Source organism: Sediminicoccus rosea (genome assembly GCF_033547095.1).
GTDB classification, from domain to species: domain Bacteria; phylum Pseudomonadota; class Alphaproteobacteria; order Acetobacterales; family Acetobacteraceae; genus Roseococcus; species Roseococcus rosea.
In genome coordinates this window covers 1,787,714-1,806,513 of record NZ_CP137852.1, presented here as the reverse complement: position 1 = coordinate 1,806,513, position 18,800 = coordinate 1,787,714, and the positions used below count along the sequence as shown (strand labels likewise).

Sequence of the window (18,800 nt, the reverse complement as noted above, 5' to 3'; positions counted from 1 at the left end):
CATGTCACCGCTTGCGGAGAAGGTAGCGCTGCTTTCCGTCCATCACCAAGACGCCCGCCTGATTATGGACCGTGGAGGCCAGGCCCAGAACGCCGGTGGTGCGGCCGGGCGTCAGCTCGTCCACGGTGAGCGTCGCGTAGAGCGTGTCGCCGACAAATACCGGGTGCAGGAAGCGGCTGGATTGCTCCAGGAAACCCTTGAGGCTGTCCTCGATCATGAAGGGGAGCATCCCCGCCCCGGCCGCCGTCTGGATCAGCACCTGGAAGCCGTGCGCCAGCATGTGCGGCATGCCGCGCGCGCGGCAGAACTCCACGTCGTAATGCACCGGGTGGTTGTCGCCGCTGGCGGCCTGGAAGGCGAGGAAGATCGCCTCCGTCATGGTGCGGCTGGGCAGGCGGAACTGCTCGCCCAGGGTGAAATCCTCGAACCAGCGCTGCGGCGCCAGGCGATGTTCCCGCGGGTCGAAACTCACAGGTAGCCCATCGCGGCGTCATGCGCGGCCGCTTCCGGCGTGCGCTCGGCGGGCGGGCCGAAGCCGCCGCCGCCCGAGGTCTCGAGCCGCACCACATCGCCCGCGCGAAGTGGCAGGTTGTCGGTCTTGGGCGGGATGGGGCTTTCCACCCCATCGCGTCGCAACACCAGCGCACCCTTGGCCGCCGGGCCGCCGCCGGCCAGGCCATAGGGCGCGTGGTCGAAGCGGTCCATGTTGCTGGTGAAGAAGCAGGCCGGGCTGTCGATGCGCCATTCGCGGATGAGGCCCAAGCCCCCCCGGAAGCGCCCCGCCCCGCCGCTGCCATTGCGCAACCCGTAGCGCATGATGGTGAGCGGCATCTGCGCCTCGATCATCTCGATCGGGATGTTGCTGTTGTTGTGCATCCCCGACGCATAGGCGTTCACGCCATCCTTCGCCGGATGCCCGCCCGAGCCGCCGATCTCGATCTCCACCAGCACTTCGCGCGTCTCGGCGACCGTCTGGAAGGTGGTGACGTAGCTGTTGCCGTAATAGGCGGCGGGAATGATGTCCGGCACCGCCTGGTGCAGCGCGCCCATCATGGCGTTGAGCAGCCGGTGCGTGACGGCCACGCGATGCGCCACGGGGGCCGGATGGCGCGCATTCACCACCAGCCCCTCGGGTGCCACCACGCTGATCGGGCGGTAGCAGCCGGCGCTCATGTGCAGCGAGGGATCGGCGCAGCACATGAGCGAGAACATGACCGCCGCATTGGTGCTGGCGAGCGTCGCATTGGTCGGCCCCGCCACCTGCGGCCCGCAGCCGGAGAGGTCCACGCTCGCCGTATCGCCCGTGATGGTGACGGCGACATGCAGGCGGATGGGAACCCCGAGCGCGATGCCGTCATCATCGAGGAAATCCTCGAACTCATAGGTGCCATCGGGCATGCGGGCGATGGCGGCGCGCATGCCGGCCTCGCTCATCGCGAGGATGCGGTTGCCCGCTTCCAGCATCGCATCCGCGCCATAGCGGCGGGCGAGGCGCAGGATGGCGGTGGCACCCACGTCGAGGCTCGCAAGCTGCGAGGAGAGGTCGCCCAGCAGCAGGTCGGGCTTGCGGATGTTCTGGCGGATCATCGCCCAGACGCCGTCATTGCGGACGCCCTTCGCGATGATCTTCACCGGCGGGATTCGCAGGCCTTCCTGGAAGATCTCGGTGGCCTTGGCGGCGTAGCTGCCGGCGGCAAGGCCGCCCACATCAATGTGGTGGCAGAGCGTGCCGACGAAGGCGATGCGCCGGCCTTCGTGGAACACCGCCTTGAAGGCCAGGATGTCCGGCAGGTGCTGGCCGCCGCAATAGGGGTCGTTGGTGATGACGACATCGCCCTCGCCCCATTCGCCGCTCGGCACATGGTGCGCCAGCAACTCGCGCAGCGCGTGGCTCATCGAGTTCAGATGGCCCGGGATGCGCGCGGATTGCGCGAGGTTCCAGCCCTCGGCGTCGAACACCGCCGTGGAGTAGTCGAGCAGTTCGCGCACGATGGTGCTGCGGCTGGTGCGCCAGACGGTGACGTCCATCTCGGCCGCCGCGGCGTTCAGCGCGTTGCGGATGACCTCGATCTCGATCGGTCCCAAGCTCATGCGATTTTCCTCGCGATGACGGCGCCTTCAGGGTCCAGCCCCGCGCGCCAGCCGGCGGAGATGACATGGGTGGCGAAGGCCTCCTCCACGATGGCCGGGCCTTCGATCACATCGGCGCCGTGCAGCGCCTCGCGCCGCCAGACCGGCCAAGCGGCCGCGCCACCCTGCTGCCAGACCTGGCGCGTGCCGGGGGGCGTGCGCGTGGCGGGCGGCGTGGGCGCGGCCTCGGCCGGCTTGGGCAGGCGGCCAATGGCCGACATGCGCAGCGTCACGATCTCCACCTTCTCGTCCTCGGCCGCGTAGGAGAAGCGGGCGCGGTGCTCGGCGTGGAAGCGGGTGAGCAAGGCAGGCAGGTCCGGCGCCTCGGGCCAGGGGACCAGCAGCTCGAAGGCCTGGCCGTGATAGCGAAGGTCGGCCGAGACCTCGATGGCGCGCATCTCCTCCGGGACGCCATCCGCATCCAGCCGCGCCACCGCCTCGGCGCGGAGTTCGGCGATGGCGGCGGTGATGGCCGGCAGCGCCGCCGGTTCCGCCGGCAGCAGGCGGGAGCGGGCGAGGTCCTGCACCAGGTCGGAAAACAGGATGCCATAGGCGGAGAGAGTACCCGGCTCGCGCGGGAAGATCACCTCGGTGATGCCGAGCTCATCCGCCACTTCCGTGGCGTGCAGCCCGCCCGCGCCGCCGAAGGAGAGCAGCGCGAAGTCGCGCGGGTCCAGCCCCTTCTCGAACAGCGAAAGCCGCACGGCGGCGGCGAGGTTGACGTTGGTGACGCGCATCACGCCCTCTGCCGCCTCCTCGACCGGCAGGCCAAGCGGCTGGCCCACATGCTGCGCCATGGCGGCGCGCGCCGCGTCCAGCTCCAGCGCCATGGCGCCGCCCAGGAAGAAATCCGGGTCGAAGCGGCCGAGCACGGCATTGGCATCGGTCACGGTGGGCTGGGTGCCGCCCCGCCCGTAGCAGACCGGGCCCGGCCGCGCACCGGCCGAGCGTGGCCCGGCGGTGAGGCGGCCCGAGGCATCCACGGCGGCGATGGAGCCGCCACCCGCGCCGATGGTCCGCATCTCCACCATGGGCAGGCGCACCGGCAGCCGGTCCACCTCGCCCTGGGTGACGAGGCCGATGCGGTGATCCTGCACCACGCTCACATCGAAGCTGGTGCCGCCCATGTCCACGGCGACGAGGTTGGGGCGCGCGAGGCGACGCGAGAGACGCTCCGCCGCCAGCGCGCCGCCCGAGGGGCCGGAGAGCAGCAGTCGCGCCGGCTGTTCCGCCGCGCGCCTCAGGCTGCACATGCCGCCATTGGACTGCACGAGGAAGATGCGCGGCGCGAAGCCGCCCTCCCCCACCCGCGCCTCCAGCCGTGCCAGGTAGCGCTGCACCACGGGCATGAGCAGCGCGTTCAGCACCGTGGTGGAAAGCCGCTCATACTCGCGGATCTCGGGGCTGATCTCGCTGGAGAGGCTGACCGGCACATCCGGCAGCGCGGCCCGCACGGCATCGCGCAGCGCCAGTTCATGCGCCGGATTGGCATAGGCGTGCAGCAGGCCGATCGCGATGGCCTCGGGCTGCAAGGACTTCAGCCGCGCGATGACGGCGGAGACATCGCCGAGCGGCGTCTCCACGCTGCCATCGGCCCGCAGCCGCTCGGCCACGCCGAGGCGCATGTCGCGCTCGATCAGGCAGGGCAGCGGGTCGGGGGCGAGGCCGTACACGTCCCGCCGGAAATGGCGGGTGATCTCCAGCACATCCTCGAAGCCCGCCGTGGTCAGCAGCACGCCGCGCGCGAGCTTGCGCTCGAGCACGGCATTGGTCGCGATGGTCGTGCCATGCAGCAGCATGCCGACATCGGAGAGCGCGAAGCCGAAGCGCTCCGCGGCCTCGCACACGCCGGTCATCAGCCCCTCGGAGGGGTCGGCCGGCGTGGTGGGCGTCTTCCAGGCGACGACCCGGCCCTGGCGCGCATCGAGGATCTGCAGGTCGGTGAAAGTCCCGCCGATATCGACGGCGATGCGAACCGGGCGGGTCTCCATCTCAGCGCTGCCGCTCGATGCCGACCTGGCGCGCGACGCGGCCCAGCGCCTCGCTCTCCCCGTTGATCAGCTGGGCCGAGGCGGCGCTGTCCCGGAACTGCGGGGTCACGCCGGAGCGGGCGAGCTGCGTCTGGAAGCGCTCGGTGCGCCAGGCGGCCTCGAAGGCCGTCATCAGCGCGGCGCGGCGGTCGGCCGGCAGGCCCTTCGGCGCCAGCATGCCCCACCAGATCAGCGTCTCCTCATTCGGGATGCCAAGCGCGTCGAGGCCGGAGCCGGTCGGCACCTCCGGGTGCTGGGCGCGCTGGGTCAGGATCAGGCAGCGCGCACGGCCATCACGGATGGCCGGCATGGCGACCGCGATGGAGCCGCCATAGAGGTCGATATGGCCACCGGAGAAGGCGGTCAGCGTCTGCGCCGCGCCCTGGAAGGGCACCATCGTCGCCTCGATGCCCAGCGCCTTGAAGACGCGCTCGGCGGCGAGATGCATGTTCCCGCCCACGCCATCGGTCCCGTAGGTGAAGCGGCCCGGCGCGGCGCGCATCGCGGCGATGAGCTGCTGCGCGTTCTGGATCGGGCTGTCCTGCCGGACACAGAGGGTGAAGCCGGTGTGGCCCACGATGAACATCGGGTCCAGCTGGTCCAGCGTGTAGCGCACATTCATCACATGCGGGGCCGCGGTGATGGGCGCATTCGCCGTGAACAGCAGCGTGGTGCCATCGGGCCGCTGCTCGGCCACGAACTGCGTGCCGATGGTGGAGGAGGCGCCGGGCCGGTTCTCCGCCACGATGGGCTGGCCGAGCGAGGTGCCCACGATCTCCGCCAGCAGGCGGGCGAAGACATCCGTGCCGCCGCCGGGCGCGATCGGGATGATGATGCGGATCGGCCGCTCGAAGCCCGGCTGCGGCGCCTGCGCGGACGCCAGGACGGGAGACGCGACAAGCGCGGCGGCGAGGAGAAGCATGCGTCTGAACATGAAGAGGCTCCGAAGGGTCAGGAGAGGATTCGCGGCAACCAGAGCGCGATCTCGGGGAATATCAGCAGGAGCCCGACCGCCGCCAGATAGGCCAGCAGGAAGGGCATCACGCCCACGAAGACGTCGGTGATCGGCCCCGGTTTTCGGCGCATGCCCTGCAGCACATACATCACGGTTCCGTCGGGCGGGCTGATCTGCGCGATCTCCACCAGCATGGTGATGATCACGCCGAACCAGATCGGGTCATAGCCAAGGGCGACGACGATCGGGAAGACGACGGGCACCGTGGTGATGATCATGGAGAAGCCCTCCATGAAGGTGCCGAGCGCGAAATAGAGCCCGATGATGCAGAGCATGATGGCCCAGGGCGGCAGCGGCAGGTCCGCGATCAGGCCGGCCAGCGCCTGGGGCACGTTGATGGTTGTCAGGATGTAGTTCAGCAGATAGGCGCCGAAGATGATGAGGCCGAGCAGCGCGGTGTTGCGCGCCGTGGCCTCGGCCGAGGCGTGCAGCATCCGGAAGGAGAGCTTGCGCTCCAGCGCCGCGAAGAACATCGCGCCCGTGACGCCGAGTGCCGCGGCTTCCGTCGGGGTCGCCCAGCCGGCATAGATCGAGCCGAGCACCAGGAAGATGAGCAGCATGGTGGGCACGAGGTCGCGCAGCGCGGCCAGCTTCATGGCAAGCGGCAGCGGCGGCGGCTTCTCCATCGGGTGGCGCAGCCCATGGGCCGCGATCAGCAGCAGGAAGAGGCCGGTGACCAGGATCGAGGGCAGGAGTGCGGCGATGTAGAGCTGGCCGACCGAGGTCTCGGTGATCAGCCCGTAGATGATGAAGGTGATGCCGGGCGGGATGAGGTTGCCGAGCGCGCCGCCGGCCGCCAGCGAGCCCAGCACCCAGCGCTGGTTGTAGGCCGTGCCCTGGAAATAGGGCAGCGCCACCGAGCCCATGGTGGCCGCCGTCGCCACGCTCGATCCGCTGATGGCGCTGAACACCGCGCAGCTCACGATGTTGGTGTGCAGCAGGCCGCCCGGCAGGCGGTTCAGCCAGATGTTCAGCGCGCGATAGAGACGGTCGCTCAGCCCCGCCCGCAGCAGGATCTCGCCCATGAGGAGGAAGAGCGGCACGGCGACGAGGACGAAGTTCGACGATGGCCCCCAGAGCGTCTGCCCCGCGAAATTCCACCAGGGCCGGTCGCTGAACATGAAGCCGGTCAGGAAGGCCAGCACGCCCAGCACGGCGGCGATATAGACGCCCGAGCTGAAGAAGATGATGAAAACGCCGATCAGCATCAGGATCTCGGCGATGGGCAGCGCCTGGGCGCCGGCGGCGGCCGCCACGACCAGAACGCCGAGCAGGCCCAGCAGGAAGACGATCGCGATCATTTGCGCGCCATCGCGACCGCTTCCAGCGCTTCCTCCGTCTCATCGGCCAGGGTGCGGGAGCCGAGCAGCCCATCCAGCCGCGCGCCCGCGCCCAGCAGCAGGGCCAGCGCGGATTCCAGCAGCAGGACGGCGCACATGAGCACGAAGGCGGAAAGCCCCACGGCCCAGATGCCCTGCGGGATCACCAGCGGCACGCGCAGCGCGGAATTGTCATGCGCGTCGAAGAGCGCGCTTTCATCCACCAGCGCCCAGGCGGCCCAGGCGACGAAGACGGCGAAGACCGTCAGCAGCAGCAGGGAGAAGACATGCAGCGGCGCGCGCCACCGCATGGGCAGGCGCATCAGCAGCACATCCACCCGGATATGCGCGCGGCAGGCCAGCGTATGCGCGAGGCCCCAGGCGATGCCGCAGGCCAGCATGTAGCCCGTGACCTCGACCGTCGCGGCGGAGGACACGCCGAAGGCGTTGCGCCCGATGATGTCACCCGTGATGAAGAGGGCACAGGCCACGTAGTTCCAGCCCGCCGCCCAGGCCATCAGCGCCGCGAGGCCAGCGACCCCGCGGCGCAGCAGGCTTGCCGCGCGCAGCAAGCTCAGCCGCCGAACCGAACGCCGGTGAGCGGGGCGACCGTCTGGTTGTAGATCTCGCCGCAGCGTGCGCCGCAGCGGCGCACCCAGCCGGGCAGCACCACCTGCTCGAAGATGCGGCGCGTCTCGGTGCGGTCGGCGTCGGTGGCCTTCACCTCGGTCATCGGGCGCGTCGCGAGCGTGTGGATGCGGCAGCCCTCGCGGTTGCCGATGGCGCAATCAATGCCGTCGCGCGTGGCGGCGGCACCGAGCGCCCATTGGGCATCCGCCACCTCGCGGAAGGTCTGCTCCAGCAGGGCGCGCACGGCCGGATCCTGGCGGTTCCACCAGGCGACGTTCACGATATAGGCGGCGACGGCCCAGGCGACCGGCAGGTCGCTGATATGCGTGGAAACCTCGGGCCAGCGGGCCGCGACGCCCGAGCCGGTGCCGGTGATGGCGCAATCCACCACACCACGCTCCAGCGCCGAATAGACCTCGGGGAAGCCGATGGAGGTGGGCTGCGCGCCCACCGCGTTGAAGAAATCCACCAGGCTGTTGCCGAAGGTCCGCACCCGCCGCCCGCGCAGATCGGCGAGCGAGGTGAAGGGCGCGCGACAGAACACCACCTGCGCCGGGAAGGGATACATGGCCAGGATGCGCGTGCCGAAGCGCTCCAGGTCACGGTTGGCGACGGGCGTCATCGCATCCGCGATGCGCCGCGCCAGCGCGATGTCGGGCGCCAGGCCCGAAAGGTCCACGCCGTCCAGGATCGGCACGTCGCCCGAGAGGGTGGAGAGCGTGCCCGCGCCGATTTCGGCCTGGCCCGCGCGCACCAGGCGCACGATCTCGGCGCCGCCCAGGTTGCGCTCCGCATGGCTCGCCAGCGTCACCTCGATGCGGCCGCCGCTGCGCTCGCGCAGGCCGTCGCGGATCAGGCGCTGATCCACGAGGATGTATTGCGGCTGCGTCGGCAGCGGCTGCGTCACCGCCGTGATGGCGATGCGCGGCCCCGGCGGAATAGGGGCCGGGACGGCGGGGGTCGCGGTCTGCGCCCAGCCAGCGCTGCTGATCAATCCGGCGCCGAGCAGCGCGGCCAAACCCCTGCGGAACATGTCGCCTCCTGCATGAATGCAGCGGGCAGCATGCCATGCGGCACCGGGAGCGACAGCCCGGAAAGGATTACGTCCTTGTCAGAACCGGGGGCTTTGCCCGGGGCCCGGGCAGGCGTCGCCCCTCATGCCCAAGGGTTGCGCTTGGCCGGCGCCGACCAGGGCGAGGCGCCGCGCGGGGCGGCCATCGCCGGCGCGCCGCGCGGGGGCGACATGCCGCCCAGTGCCATCAGCCGCGCGATGCGCTCCTGCGTCGGCGGATGGGTGGCGAAGAGGCGGTCCATGCGCAGGCCGGAGAGCGGGTTGATGATGAACATGTGGGCGCTGCCGGGATTGGCCTCGGCTGTCTGGTTCACATGGCCGATCTTGCCGCGCTCGAGCTTGGCGAGGCCGTTGGCGAGCCAGGAGGGATCACCGCAGATGCGTGCCCCTTCCGCATCCGCCTCGAACTCCCGCGCGCGGGAGATGGCCATCTGCACCAGCATCGCGGCCATGGGGGCGAGGATGACCATCAGGATCATGGCGATGGGGTTGGGCCGGTTCTCCCGCCCGCGGCCCATCATGAAGGCGAACTGCGCGAGGAAGCCGATGGCGCCGGCGAGTGTGGCCGTCACCGCCATGATCAGCGTGTCGCGGTTCTTGATGTGGGCCAGCTCATGCGCGATCACGCCGGCCACCTCCTGCTGGTTCATCAGGTCGAGCAGGCCGGTGTTGACCGCGACGGCGCCGCGTTCGGGGCTGCGGCCGGTGGCGAAGGCGTTGGGCTGGTCCTCATGGATGATGTAGAGCGCGGGCATGGGCATGCCGGCGCGCGCGGCGAGATCGGCCGTCATGCGGTAGAGCTGCGGCGCCTCGGCCTCGGTCACGGGCTGGGCGTTGTGCATGCGCAGCACCATGCGGTCACTGCCCCACCAGGCGAAGAGGTTCATGCCGCCGGCCATGAGCAGCGCCATGGTGGCGCCCGCCTCGCCGCCGAGGGCGTAGCCCACCACCATGAAGAGCGCCGTGAGGGCGCCCAGGAGGATGAAGGTCTTGAGCATCTTTCGCGAATCCCTGTGCCATCCCACATCGGCATCATGAGCGATGAAGAAAAGACCCCCTCACCTTCTCCCGTGGCCGTGCCCGCGGGCAAGCCGCGCAGCGCGCCGCCGCTGACGCCGATCAACCGCCCGCCGCGCCCGGCGGCACCCGCCGCGGTCGAGGAAGGCGGTCCCGCTGGCCCCGAACCCACGCGCTACAATGACTGGGAACGCAAGGGCCGGGTGAGCGATTTCTGACCCCGCTTGCCCACGGGCGCGAGCCGCCTTAAGGAGGGGCGCGCTGGATGGGTGGCCGAGTGGTCGAAGGCGCGCGCCTGGAAAGTGCGTATAGGTCAAAAGCCTATCGTGGGTTCGAATCCCACCTCATCCGCCATTACCATAGGTTTTCTGCGGGTTTCGGGGCCGCGTTCCCCAGGTTCCCACAATGGTTCCCACACTTGGCTGGAAATAGTGGGGGATGGTTCCGCCTGGGAGCGCCCAGTGCTGTGGCTTGAGAACGGGGAAGGCTATGGGTTGGACCGGAGCCCGGACCATCATCGGTCCCGTCCTACCCGAAAAGCTCGCGCAGCCGCACCCTGGCCGCGTCGTAGGAGACATCGAATCGCTCCGCGATGCTCGGCGTGTCTTTCATCCCCTCGCGGTAGAGCTTCCGGACCAATCGCGCCGGCATGAGCAGCTCGGCAGCGAAGGCATTCGCCTGGCGCTCAATGTCGTCGGACAAGCTGCTGCGATACAGCCCATCATCGGTGATGCCGTCGCCAATCAGGTCGCTGTGCAGGATGCGATGGGCCAACTCGTGCGCCAAGGTGAAGCGCTGGCGGTTGGCGAGGTGGGACGCATTGATCGTCGCCACGACGCCAGCCCGGCGCCGTTCGATCTTCCCTGAGACGTTCTCAGGCAGGTTTTGGTCGCGCCGCACCTCCACACCGAGGGCACGGGCCATCGCATCGAGGTCCACGGGCGCTCGATCCGCGAAATCGCGGATCACCTCCATGGGAAGGAGCGCCGCGGCTTCAGTCTGAACTTGGCTTCGCATCCCCCTCCCCTCCCACGGCAGCGCTCTTGAGATCGTCACCATCGCTTGAAGGTTCAACGCCCCGCTCAGAGGCTGCGGCGAAGGTTCTGGCCGCGATCACTTCGGCCACGTTACCTGCGACCCTAGAGGCAACCGCCGCGGCTGTCTCCCTTGCGATAGCCTCGGCCACGGGTCGGGCGCCGTCCGGAGTGACCGCCTTGGTCATTTCCCGGGCTTCCTCTGCCGTCGTGCGCTCCACGGCCGCCTTGATCTGCGCGTAACCCACCACCGCCGCTACCGCCAGCACCAAGGCCAACGCCCCAAGGATCACCGTGACGGCGGTCAGAATGAGCCCGATGACCACATTGAAGTCTGCCGGGGCCGTTCCTCCCTCGCCCGGGCTCGGAAAGGCGAAGTCCGCGATATAGAGCACGGCGGCAACGGCTCCCGCCGAGGCTCCAATCAGCATCGAGCCCTGCCACGCGACGCGCCAGAGAGCCGCGAGGACGGCCCGCAGGGACGCCGGCGTCATGCTGCGCCCTCTCGGGTTTGGGGGCCTCCTCGCTGAGGCTCATCGGCGCTGGGATCGGCATGCGCGGCGGCGCGGCCTTCCACATCAGCGCTTCCTCGGCGGGTGTGAGGCCGAACGCCCGGTTCACGAGATCGGAGAGCGTGCGCTCCTGCATGCGTGCCGTGGCGAGACGCGCCGCGATGGGAGCGATGCTAGCCGCGTGCTCGGCCTGGATGCATCCCACGGCGGCGGCGGTCAGGTTTCGGCGCCTGGCTGGCAGCGCCGCCCGCAGGCGTCAGCGCCAGCCCGCCTGATCGAGGGCGGTGTGTCGACCGAGGCGACGGTCGCGCATGTGCTGGTCTCGCGCTACGCCGACCACCTGCCGCTCTATCGCCAGGCGTAGATCCTGGCGCGCCAGGGGATCGAGATCGGCCGCGGGGTGTTGGCCGACTGGACCGGCACGGCGGCGAACGAAGTCATGCCGGTCGTGCGCCGCATGCGGGAGATCCTGCTGGGCTCCGCGCGGCTGTTCGCCGACGAGACCACGATGCCGGTACTGGACCCCGGCCGCGGCCGAACGAAGAAGGGCTATGCCTGGGCGATCGCGCGCGACGACCGTCCCTAGGGCGGCACGGATCCGCCGGCGGTGGTGTTCCATTCCGCGCCGGGCCGTGGCGCCGAGCACGCGAAGGAGTTGCTGCGCGGCTATCGCGGCCTCCTGCAATGCGATGGCTACGGCGCCTACAAGACGCTCGCCGCGGCAGGCGGCGGCATCATCCTCGCCACAGTCGCCGAGGAGGAGGTGGATGATCAGCGCGCACACGAAGGCGGCACTCCCCGTGGCGAAGGCGCGTGGCGCTGGGCTCGGCAACCCGCACCTCTTCGCGCGTGACCCTGTGCTCGCCGCGCGCGCCAACAAGGCGCAGGTGGAGAACGCCATGCGCCGCACCGCCGCGGTGCTGCCCTACGTGGAGTAGGCGAAGCGCGCCGGCGCCGCGACGCTCGCCGAGGTCGCCAAGGCCCTTATGGCGCGTAGCATTCCCGCGCCGCGCGGAGGGCACCGCTGGGCGCCGGCGCAAGTGCGGCGGGTGCTCGCCTCGCGCGCGAACTAATCCTTCCCTCTGGGGCTGCGTCCACGAGCTGACGAGGCCTGCGCCTTCGTCCCTGCCTGCGCGTCCGCATCTGGCCCTTGGTGATCCGGCTTGCCGCGCTTGACGGCCACCGTGCTGTGCGACACAAGGGCCAAGTGACGGAGAGCATGCGCGAGGTCCTCTGCGATCAAGCGCGAGATCTCGTCGATCCGGTCCGTGCCTGACCGATCGCCGGTGTCTGTGCCCACTTCGGGCATCAGATCGAGACGGCAATCGACGTGGGCGAGGATTGCCTCCCTGCTGAACCGTTGCCATCGTCCGATGTCGCTCCCCGCGGCGTCAGCCGAGGCCCGCCCTTGGGTGTCACCGGGCCTATACAAGCGCACGAATTCCGCGAGATCGCTGCGCTGCAACGGCTTCGTCTTCAAGGTAAAGCGGTTCGCCGACCGGAGGTCGTACACCCAAAGGTCAGGCTTGGACGGTCCTGACCGAGCTTTTGGTTTGTCGAAAAATAGAACATTCGCCTTCACGCCCTGCGCGTAGAACAGGCCGGTAGGCAGCCGGAGCAGCGTGTGGACGTCATGCTCCTCCACCAGACGACGCCGCACCGCGGCGGCGGCGCCGGCCTCGAACAGCACGTTGTCCGGCACGACCACTGCAGCCCGTCCCCCCGGCTTCAGCAGGCTGGAGATGTGCTGGAGGAAGTTCAGCTGCTTGTTCGCGGTACGAACCCAGAAATCGGGCCTCACAATCGTCAACTCGTCCAGCGCGCGGCCGGTACTTCGCCCATCCTTCGCGTACGTCACGCTGCCCTTTACTCCGAACGGTGGGTTGCTCAGCACGACGTCCGCCTTAGTCTGCGGTCGCCGGTGCAGACTGTCCTCGCACACGATGGGCAACTCGTCGTCCGCGCCCCCCGAGATGCCGTGCAGCAACAGGTTCATAGCGGCCAGGCGCGCGACCTCCTCGACCAGCTCAGTGCCGCGCAACGCCCGCGTTGCCAAGTGCCGCCTCTGGGCGCGCGTCAGCCCGGGGTTCCTGGCTTGGATGTGCCGTTGCGCCGCCAGCAGGAAGCCGGCGGTCCCGCATGCCGGATCGCAGACCACCTCGCCGGGGCGCGGGTCGATGCACTCGACGACGGCTTCTGTGAGGGGACGTGGGGTGAAGTACTGTCCGGCGCCACTCTTTGTGTCCCGCGCGTTCTTCTCTAGTAGGCCCTCGTACGCATCGCCTTTAAGGTCGGCGGATAGACCCATCCACTCCGTTGTGCCGATCAAGTCCAGAACGAGGAGGCGTAATTTGGCTGGATCGCGAATCTTGTTTCTGGCGTTGCGAAACACGAGCCCGAGCATGCCGCCGCGGCTCCCGAGGGCGGATAAAGCCACCGAGTAGTGACGGTGCATTGCCGGTGCGTCGAGACCGACGAGCGACGACCAGGAGCAATCAGCCGGCACCGCCTCCGAGCCCTGCTCATCCGACATCTTGAGGAACAGGAGGTAGGTGAGCTGCTCGACGTAGTCAGGGTAGGAGAGGCCGTCGTCGCGCAGCACATTGCAATACTGCCACAGCTTTCGAACCAGAGAGGCGGCAGCGTCATGTCCACTCATTGAGCGGCCACCGGGACGCCTGGCAGAGCAGCCGCCGGGATGTGCGGCAGGACGTAGCGCCTGACCCAATCGCGGTCACCAAAGCGGTGGATATAGGCGACCGCCGCCCGGGAGTAGGTGGCGCGGTCATGGACCATCCGGATGAGATCGCGCGCGACTGCCTTCAGCGTATCCCGAGCTCCTGCCTCGCCTCGCCGAAACGCCGCATCGGCCTTGTCACCATCTCCCACCTTCAGCAGCACAGTGGCGTACAGGTCGCGCCGATCGGTAACGAACGCTGGCCAGTCGAGGTGGAGGTAGATCCGCGAGATTTCGACCCGCTTCGCAGCCGTCGCGTCGCTCGCGTGGGCCGGCGCGACTGCCACACGCCCGTCGATCTCGAAGGTGAGTAGCGGTGGATCGGACGGGTCGGTCGGGTCCAGGAGCGCCGGGCGTTCTTGGCACGCGTCGCTAGGCCGTCGCCAGCGGTCCTGCTCCTCAATGAGTGGAAAGCGGTCACCCTTGCCGTGCGTCTCACCGGTTTCCGGGTTCTCGCGCAAGCGATTGGCGCGATGGCAGCTCAGGCGGAAGTTTCGCCAATGCAGCGCTTCCCACCAGTAGCCGCCGTGCCCTGGCCTTTCGGCGATCCGACCCTTCGGTCGGTAGTGGTCCACATCGTCATCGGTGCCGGGATTGCGAGACTCGGTATACCAGCACTTCTCGCCAAACACCGCTTGAAAAACCGGTCGGAACGCGACCCATCGCTCGCGATTGGCATTGATGAGGGCCTTGCGCGCCGAGGCGTCGCTTGCGGCACAGATCGCGTGGCGGGCGGCTTCGGCGGCTTCGATGAGCGGCTGCGCGTCCGTGCGGCCCACCAGTAGATCAAGATCGATGTATCTCATGCGCGGGCCGCCCTCTCGGCCGCCACCTCCTCTGCGATCTCGGCCGCAATCTCGTCGGCGAGGGCATCTCGCTCATGCATCTGCTCAGGCGTGAGCTGAACCGCCTCGCGCCATTCGGGCCTCGCTCGCTCCATCCACCGGGGGACAAACTTTTGCAGGAAGATTTGGTAGAGCGGATCGCGATCGCTTCGCCAAAACCCCTTGCGGTTGAGACGGTCTGTCACGTCGCGCAAAGCCTGCTGCTGCTCGGCCGTGAGGTTCGGATCCGTGGCCAACTCTCTTTGCGTGTCCAGTTCGCGCTGGGTTTCCGTATCCAGTCCAGCCGCCGGCAAGCGGAAAAGATCGCTCGCCAAGATGGCCTGAATGCCCATCCCCCGCGGGTCGTTGACCGGCGGTTCAGCCATCGGCCGTCCGGTTGCATCGCGCCGGAGAATCCGCACCTCTGTTTGCTTCAGACCCGCGAGGACAAGAGGGTCGTGGGATGACATGACGATGTGGCAGCTCTCGCCCCGCTCCCGCGTGCGAATGAAGCGGTCCAGAAAATCCAGGTATTGCGTGCTCCACACGGGATTGAGGTGAGTGTCCGGTTCGTCGAGAAGGAACAGCGCGTCGTCGCGCGCTGTGAATTTCAACAGCCCAAGGACGAGGAGGAGCTGCTGCTCGCCCTCACTCAACTCGCGGTAGGTGACCGCGCCACTGCCGCCTTTCGCCGTCAAGCGCACACGCGTGCGGACATCGTTGTCGCCGACCACTTGCGACAGATGCGCACTCTCCAACGCTGTGAAGAAGGCATACTGGTCGCCGTAGGACGCATACACTTGGTGGAGGTCTTCGGCCTTTGGCAGAAAGAGGTAGAGGCCTTCGACGGGTCCGTCCCTGCCGAGGTCCGCCGGAATTCGACGCGCCATACGTGCCGGCAGCAGCGCCACGCTGTAGAGCCGCTCAAGGAACGCCCGAATCTCGCCTTCGGCGTGCCAGAAGCGTGGATCACCGCCCCTCTTGCGGGTGTTGCCCCAAGGGGGCCTTCTCAGCGCAAATAGCACGCTGTCCAGACCGTCTATCTGGAGGTGCTCCCTCAGGAACGCCCGGTCCTGCTCTGCGTCGTCGCCCGGCGCCATGAAGAACGCGAGCAGAGCGAACTGGCCGTGCATTGTCTGCGCGTAGAAGAGGCGGCGCAGCGCGTTGGGGTCGGTAACGTCCCTTCCGCCTCTTTGTTCGGCCGACTTGATGATCCAGCGGTAATAGCGCTCCTCATGCGTTCTGTAGAGGCCGGCCAGCCTATCGCTCGGCCCGGAGTAGTAGCCGAACACGAACGCCGGCCGGTAGCGTGGCCGCCCGTCGTCGTCGGACTCCATGAACCGCTTCCGCGGCAGGTCGGCAAAAGGCTCCCCGCTCCCTTTGGGTCTGACGCGGAAGCGCGGAAATTGCCCCGCGGCCTCCGCGACCACCTCAACGTCGTGCCCGCGGCAACGGTACTTGAGCCGGTACGCAAAGGCCGCCTCCTCGTCGAGGTCGAGGTTGCGAAAGATCAGCGTGAGGGCCTCGATGAGGTTGGACTTGCCGGCCCCATTCTCGCCAACGAGGACGGTGTACGGCGAGCCCTCGTCGAAATCGACGCGGAAGTCCTTCAGGTTCTTGAAGCTGCCAACCGTCAGCTCATCAAGCCGCATTGGGTACGGCCTCCAGCACCGCGTTCTCGACCGCGTCGCCGACCACGCGAACGGTGCATTCCAGCTCCTCCCGCAAGGCAAGGTAGAAACGCTCGACGTCATCAACCGCGGCGCCGTCGTATCCGGCCCGGGCGAGGAGATCAGGAAGCGGAAGCGGTCGTCCTGCGGCCCGGAGCGAAGCGGCAAGACGGCCGCCAGCGGCCACGGGGTCGTCGTCATACTTTGCAGCGGTGTCCACCGTCGGGTCCTCGGCGCTGGGCGGGTCTTCCGTGCCGCCCTTTGCAGCCCGATCGGCGTCGACCGGTACTGGGCCGAGGCGCTCAAGAAGCACTGAGGCAGGCTCGTCAGAGGGGTCTTGCGGCACGAGTGTGCCCCTCACCGCCGCCGTCAGCAGTTCGGCTTCGAGGGTAGGCAGTTTTTCGAGCGCCGCGCGGATCGCTTGCGCTTGCGAGCGGGACGCCTCCAGTCGCCGGGCCGCCTCCGCGGCTATGCGTGACTGGGTTTCGGGCGGTGGCAGTGGGAAGGGCAAAGCGGCCAAGCGACCCAGCCCAAGCGTCGCCAGGTTGGTGGACCACGTCGCGACCGAGCGGAACAGCCCGGAATGCAGGTAGTGCCGGAACACGAGCAGGGCGTATTCGCCGTCTATCCCCGGTCTGGGTCGAAAGCGCGCCAGGTGGTTCTGGAACGCGAGGCGGCCCAGGTCCTCGCGTACGAGCGCTGGCCGGCCGACGAGCTCCGGGCTCTGGCCGACGTTGAGCAGGATGTCGCCTGGGTGGACCGCATAGGCTTCCTGCTCGGCCGGCGTGAAGTCCATGGTCGCAAGGTCGTCGGTGGCAATGGCGTCCTCCTGAACGTTCGCGACGCGGAGGTAAGCCGTGGGGCTGCCCCCGCCCCTGCGCGCGGACGAGCGCTGGCGCCCGAGCTTCAACTCGCCCGCCTCGTCGATGCGCACCCAGCGCCATCCTGCCGGGAGAGGATCCGACCAAGCCTCTTCGCCATGTGCGCCCTCAAACAGCAATCGCTGTCCGCCGTCCTTCGCATTGGGTGCGGGTGGGCGGGCGGCGCCGGACGGAGTAGCGCCTCCGTCTTCGTTCTTGGTCAGGAGCCGACCCCGGGCGGCCGCTGCGACGATCTCCCGCTCTTGCTCGCGAACCCGCGCGAGGGCGGACGTCAACGACGCCCGCGCCTCCTCGATCCCGGACATGCGGACCTCGACCTCGGCGGCGATACGGTCCTGCTCCGCCAAGGGCGGAAGCGGGAAGGGCAGCGCGGCGAAGCGCGTCACACCGAGGTGCTGGATGCCGACCCCGCGCGCGGTCCGGGCGAACGTGCCCGACGCCGCGAAGTGCCGGAATACGACAAGGGCGTAGCGCGGTGATGCGGCATGGGAGCGGAAGCGGACCACCGTATTCTGAAAGCAGCACTCAGGCGCTTGGGCGGGCCAGAGCGCGGCCCGCCCGACCTGCGCCGCGCTTCCCGACGCCTCGGTGAGCACCACGTCACCCTGCCGTAAACTAAACGTCCTCCGCTCGGCTGGCGAGAAGTCCATGGTGAAGAGATCAGACAGGTCGAGGCCAGCTGGCGTGATGTTGGCCGCCCGGATGTACGGCGTGGGATGCCGGCCGGTCTGCGCGCCGGGCGATCGCTGCTTGCCGACGCGCACGCCGCCGACACTGCCAACCGGCACGGTGACCCAGCCCCTCGGCCCGTCGCCGTTGTCCTCTGGATTGGTCACGCCGCCCGCCGCCCGGCCTTGCCGGGCGGCCCTCCGACCACCGGCAGGTCGAGCCGGATGTCGCGGTAGCACACCCGGGGCCGCAGCGTACGGCCCTCACCGGGACGCAGCTCCACCAGCCCGTGCCGCTCCATCGTGCGCAGCGTGCGCGAAAGGTTGGGCTTCGCGCGCCCCGAGAGCGCGGCCAGCTCGGCCAGCGAAGCCGGCTCCCGGTCCGCGATCAGCGAAAGCAGCTCGCGGTTCCGCTCCGACAGCACGCGCGTGAAGCTCTCTAGCGATGCAAACCAGACGCGCGGCTCGTCGGCGCCGACGCGACGCTCCCCGCGCGCGATAGCCATCGTCCGCGCCTTCATCTCTTCGTAGGGAGCGATGGCCACCCGTAGCACGCCGCCCGCATCGGTTCCGCTCATGGCACTACTCCCCGTTCCCGCTGTACCGTGTCCACCTCCACCCAGAAGTCGCCGACTAGGGTCCCAGCGTCGACGTACTCGCACGCCCGTACCGTTCGCAGTCGGTGCCGGTGGTCCCGCGTCGCCGACCGCCGGCGTCCGCGCCCCGAGCCTCCCGCCACCGGGTGGGCGTTGTCGGAGCCCACCAGCCGCACGCCGCCGGGGGGAAGTGCAGCGTGAGCGAGTAGTCGAGGCCGTGCGGCCTCTCGGGCGTCGCCGCCACGCGTCTGACCACAAACTTGACCCAATGTCGGCCGGCGGCGTCCAAAAGCAGCGTCTGGCCGTCCAGATCGAGCAATGTGTCGGAGCTTTGGTCCCAGTCGGTGCATAACCTCCCGTAGGTTATGTATGGCTGATAACAAGGTCAACGGCGGTCCATCAAGCCGGGCAAGTGTATGATCGACTCCCACTGCACGTTGACGACGCCCCGCCTCCCAGCGAGGCGCCGGTCCCCATCACCTTAAGGCCTTGGGAAATCCACCCCGCGCTAACGGAAGCCCACCGACACGACCCTGCTTGAGGCTCCGCCGCCGACAGACGAAGCTGACCGAGAGTCTGCTTTCGGGTGATGCGTCCCCACTCCTTGGCGACCGAGATGGGCGCGTACCCCTACGCTTACGGACGGCAATGAACGCTCCGGCCAC

General features: G+C 68.8%; 17 protein-coding genes, 1 tRNA gene and 1 pseudogene. 4 read left to right on the top strand and 15 right to left on the bottom strand.

Annotated elements, in window-relative coordinates:
* Positions 1-4: 4 nt before the first annotated feature.
* The 8 genes from R9Z33_RS08675 to htpX all read right to left on the bottom strand — a co-directional run bounded on the left by R9Z33_RS08675 (position 5) and on the right by htpX (position 9,194).
* A complete protein-coding gene (locus R9Z33_RS08675; RefSeq protein ID WP_318650893.1) occupies positions 5-472 on the bottom strand; it encodes a MaoC family dehydratase in 468 nt (155 codons plus the stop codon).
* Positions 469-2,091, bottom strand: coding sequence for a hydantoinase B/oxoprolinase family protein (locus R9Z33_RS08670; protein ID WP_318650892.1), 1,623 nt, complete (start codon positions 2,089-2,091; stop codon positions 469-471). The genes R9Z33_RS08675 and R9Z33_RS08670 overlap by 4 nt, the downstream gene beginning before the upstream one ends.
* Positions 2,088-4,121, bottom strand: coding sequence for a hydantoinase/oxoprolinase family protein (locus R9Z33_RS08665; RefSeq protein WP_318650891.1), 2,034 nt, complete (start codon positions 4,119-4,121; stop codon positions 2,088-2,090). Before R9Z33_RS08665 ends, R9Z33_RS08670 begins: the two co-directional genes overlap by 4 nt.
* Before the next feature lies 1 nt (position 4,122).
* A complete protein-coding gene (locus R9Z33_RS08660) occupies positions 4,123-5,094 on the bottom strand; it encodes a tripartite tricarboxylate transporter substrate binding protein (protein WP_318650890.1) in 972 nt (323 codons plus the stop codon).
* 17 nt (positions 5,095-5,111) lie between these two features.
* Entirely contained in the window at positions 5,112-6,476 is a 1,365-nt protein-coding gene (locus tag R9Z33_RS08655) for a TRAP transporter large permease (RefSeq protein ID WP_318650889.1), read from the bottom strand.
* Positions 6,473-7,066, bottom strand: coding sequence for a TRAP transporter small permease subunit (locus tag R9Z33_RS08650; RefSeq protein WP_318650888.1), 594 nt, complete (start codon positions 7,064-7,066; stop codon positions 6,473-6,475). The genes R9Z33_RS08655 and R9Z33_RS08650 overlap by 4 nt, the downstream gene beginning before the upstream one ends.
* Before the next feature lie 2 nt (positions 7,067-7,068).
* Entirely contained in the window at positions 7,069-8,157 is a 1,089-nt protein-coding gene (locus R9Z33_RS08645) for a TRAP transporter substrate-binding protein (RefSeq protein WP_318650887.1), read from the bottom strand.
* 122 nt (positions 8,158-8,279) lie between these two features.
* Positions 8,280-9,194, bottom strand: coding sequence for a zinc metalloprotease HtpX (gene htpX / locus R9Z33_RS08640; RefSeq protein WP_318650886.1), 915 nt, complete (start codon positions 9,192-9,194; stop codon positions 8,280-8,282).
* A gap of 36 nt (positions 9,195-9,230) precedes the next feature.
* On the opposite strand from htpX, the gene R9Z33_RS08635 reads away from it, so the two are divergent.
* Positions 9,231-9,431 carry a DUF1674 domain-containing protein gene (locus R9Z33_RS08635; protein WP_318650885.1) on the top strand — a complete coding sequence of 67 codons (201 nt, stop codon included), beginning with the start codon at positions 9,231-9,233 and terminating at the stop codon, positions 9,429-9,431.
* Between the two features lie 45 nt (positions 9,432-9,476).
* Positions 9,477-9,567, top strand: a tRNA-Ser gene (locus R9Z33_RS08630).
* A gap of 174 nt (positions 9,568-9,741) precedes the next feature.
* On the opposite strand, the gene R9Z33_RS08625 is transcribed toward R9Z33_RS08630, so the two are convergent.
* Positions 9,742-10,188 (bottom strand): ImmA/IrrE family metallo-endopeptidase, encoded by a 447-nt coding sequence (locus R9Z33_RS08625; protein ID WP_318650884.1) that lies wholly within the window; start codon positions 10,186-10,188, stop codon positions 9,742-9,744.
* Between the two features lie 19 nt (positions 10,189-10,207).
* Positions 10,208-10,741 (bottom strand): hypothetical protein, encoded by a 534-nt coding sequence (locus R9Z33_RS08620; RefSeq protein ID WP_318650883.1) that lies wholly within the window; start codon positions 10,739-10,741, stop codon positions 10,208-10,210.
* 268 nt (positions 10,742-11,009) lie between these two features.
* Here R9Z33_RS08620 and R9Z33_RS08615 point away from each other — a divergent pair.
* Positions 11,010-11,477: pseudogene (locus tag R9Z33_RS08615) on the top strand (IS66 family transposase); the annotation flags it as partial.
* A 49-nt stretch (positions 11,478-11,526) separates the two neighbouring features.
* Entirely contained in the window at positions 11,527-11,697 is a 171-nt protein-coding gene (locus R9Z33_RS08610; RefSeq protein WP_318651704.1) for a hypothetical protein, read from the top strand.
* A 131-nt stretch (positions 11,698-11,828) separates the two neighbouring features.
* On the opposite strand, the gene R9Z33_RS08605 is transcribed toward R9Z33_RS08610, so the two are convergent.
* The 5 genes from R9Z33_RS08605 to R9Z33_RS08585 are packed head-to-tail and all read right to left on the bottom strand — an operon-like array spanning position 11,829 to position 18,117.
* Positions 11,829-13,418, bottom strand: a complete 1,590-nt coding sequence (locus tag R9Z33_RS08605) for a class I SAM-dependent DNA methyltransferase (RefSeq protein ID WP_318650882.1) — start codon at positions 13,416-13,418, stop codon at positions 11,829-11,831.
* Positions 13,415-14,302, bottom strand: coding sequence for an HNH endonuclease family protein (locus R9Z33_RS08600; RefSeq protein ID WP_318650881.1), 888 nt, complete (start codon positions 14,300-14,302; stop codon positions 13,415-13,417). Before R9Z33_RS08600 ends, R9Z33_RS08605 begins: the two co-directional genes overlap by 4 nt.
* A complete protein-coding gene (locus R9Z33_RS08595) occupies positions 14,299-15,972 on the bottom strand; it encodes an AAA family ATPase (RefSeq protein WP_318650880.1) in 1,674 nt (557 codons plus the stop codon). The genes R9Z33_RS08600 and R9Z33_RS08595 overlap by 4 nt, the downstream gene beginning before the upstream one ends.
* The gene (locus tag R9Z33_RS08590) at positions 15,962-17,707 is read right to left on the bottom strand and encodes a restriction endonuclease subunit S (RefSeq protein ID WP_318650879.1); all 1,746 of its coding nucleotides are present in this window, start codon (positions 17,705-17,707) and stop codon (positions 15,962-15,964) included. The genes R9Z33_RS08595 and R9Z33_RS08590 overlap by 11 nt, the downstream gene beginning before the upstream one ends.
* Entirely contained in the window at positions 17,704-18,117 is a 414-nt protein-coding gene (locus R9Z33_RS08585) for an HVO_A0114 family putative DNA-binding protein (protein WP_318650878.1), read from the bottom strand. The genes R9Z33_RS08590 and R9Z33_RS08585 overlap by 4 nt, the downstream gene beginning before the upstream one ends.
* Positions 18,118-18,800 lie beyond the last annotated feature (683 nt).

Coding starts and splice junctions, on each gene's coding strand:
- R9Z33_RS08595 (WP_318650880.1), bottom strand. CDS start 15,972: ATGCGGCTTGATGAGCTGACGGTTGGCAGCTTCAAGAACCTGAAGGAC.
- R9Z33_RS08605 (WP_318650882.1), bottom strand. CDS start 13,418: ATGAGTGGACATGACGCTGCCGCCTCTCTGGTTCGAAAGCTGTGGCAG.
- R9Z33_RS08620 (WP_318650883.1), bottom strand. CDS start 10,741: ATGACGCCGGCGTCCCTGCGGGCCGTCCTCGCGGCTCTCTGGCGCGTC.
- htpX (WP_318650886.1), bottom strand. CDS start 9,194: ATGCTCAAGACCTTCATCCTCCTGGGCGCCCTCACGGCGCTCTTCATG.
- R9Z33_RS08585 (WP_318650878.1), bottom strand. CDS start 18,117: ATGAGCGGAACCGATGCGGGCGGCGTGCTACGGGTGGCCATCGCTCCC.
- R9Z33_RS08625 (WP_318650884.1), bottom strand. CDS start 10,188: ATGGAGGTGATCCGCGATTTCGCGGATCGAGCGCCCGTGGACCTCGAT.
- R9Z33_RS08645 (WP_318650887.1), bottom strand. CDS start 8,157: ATGTTCCGCAGGGGTTTGGCCGCGCTGCTCGGCGCCGGATTGATCAGC.
- R9Z33_RS08670 (WP_318650892.1), bottom strand. CDS start 2,091: ATGAGCTTGGGACCGATCGAGATCGAGGTCATCCGCAACGCGCTGAAC.
- R9Z33_RS08660 (WP_318650890.1), bottom strand. CDS start 5,094: ATGTTCAGACGCATGCTTCTCCTCGCCGCCGCGCTTGTCGCGTCTCCC.
- R9Z33_RS08655 (WP_318650889.1), bottom strand. CDS start 6,476: ATGATCGCGATCGTCTTCCTGCTGGGCCTGCTCGGCGTTCTGGTCGTG.
- R9Z33_RS08610 (WP_318651704.1), top strand. CDS start 11,527: ATGATCAGCGCGCACACGAAGGCGGCACTCCCCGTGGCGAAGGCGCGT.
- R9Z33_RS08600 (WP_318650881.1), bottom strand. CDS start 14,302: ATGAGATACATCGATCTTGATCTACTGGTGGGCCGCACGGACGCGCAG.
- R9Z33_RS08635 (WP_318650885.1), top strand. CDS start 9,231: ATGAGCGATGAAGAAAAGACCCCCTCACCTTCTCCCGTGGCCGTGCCC.
- R9Z33_RS08665 (WP_318650891.1), bottom strand. CDS start 4,121: ATGGAGACCCGCCCGGTTCGCATCGCCGTCGATATCGGCGGGACTTTC.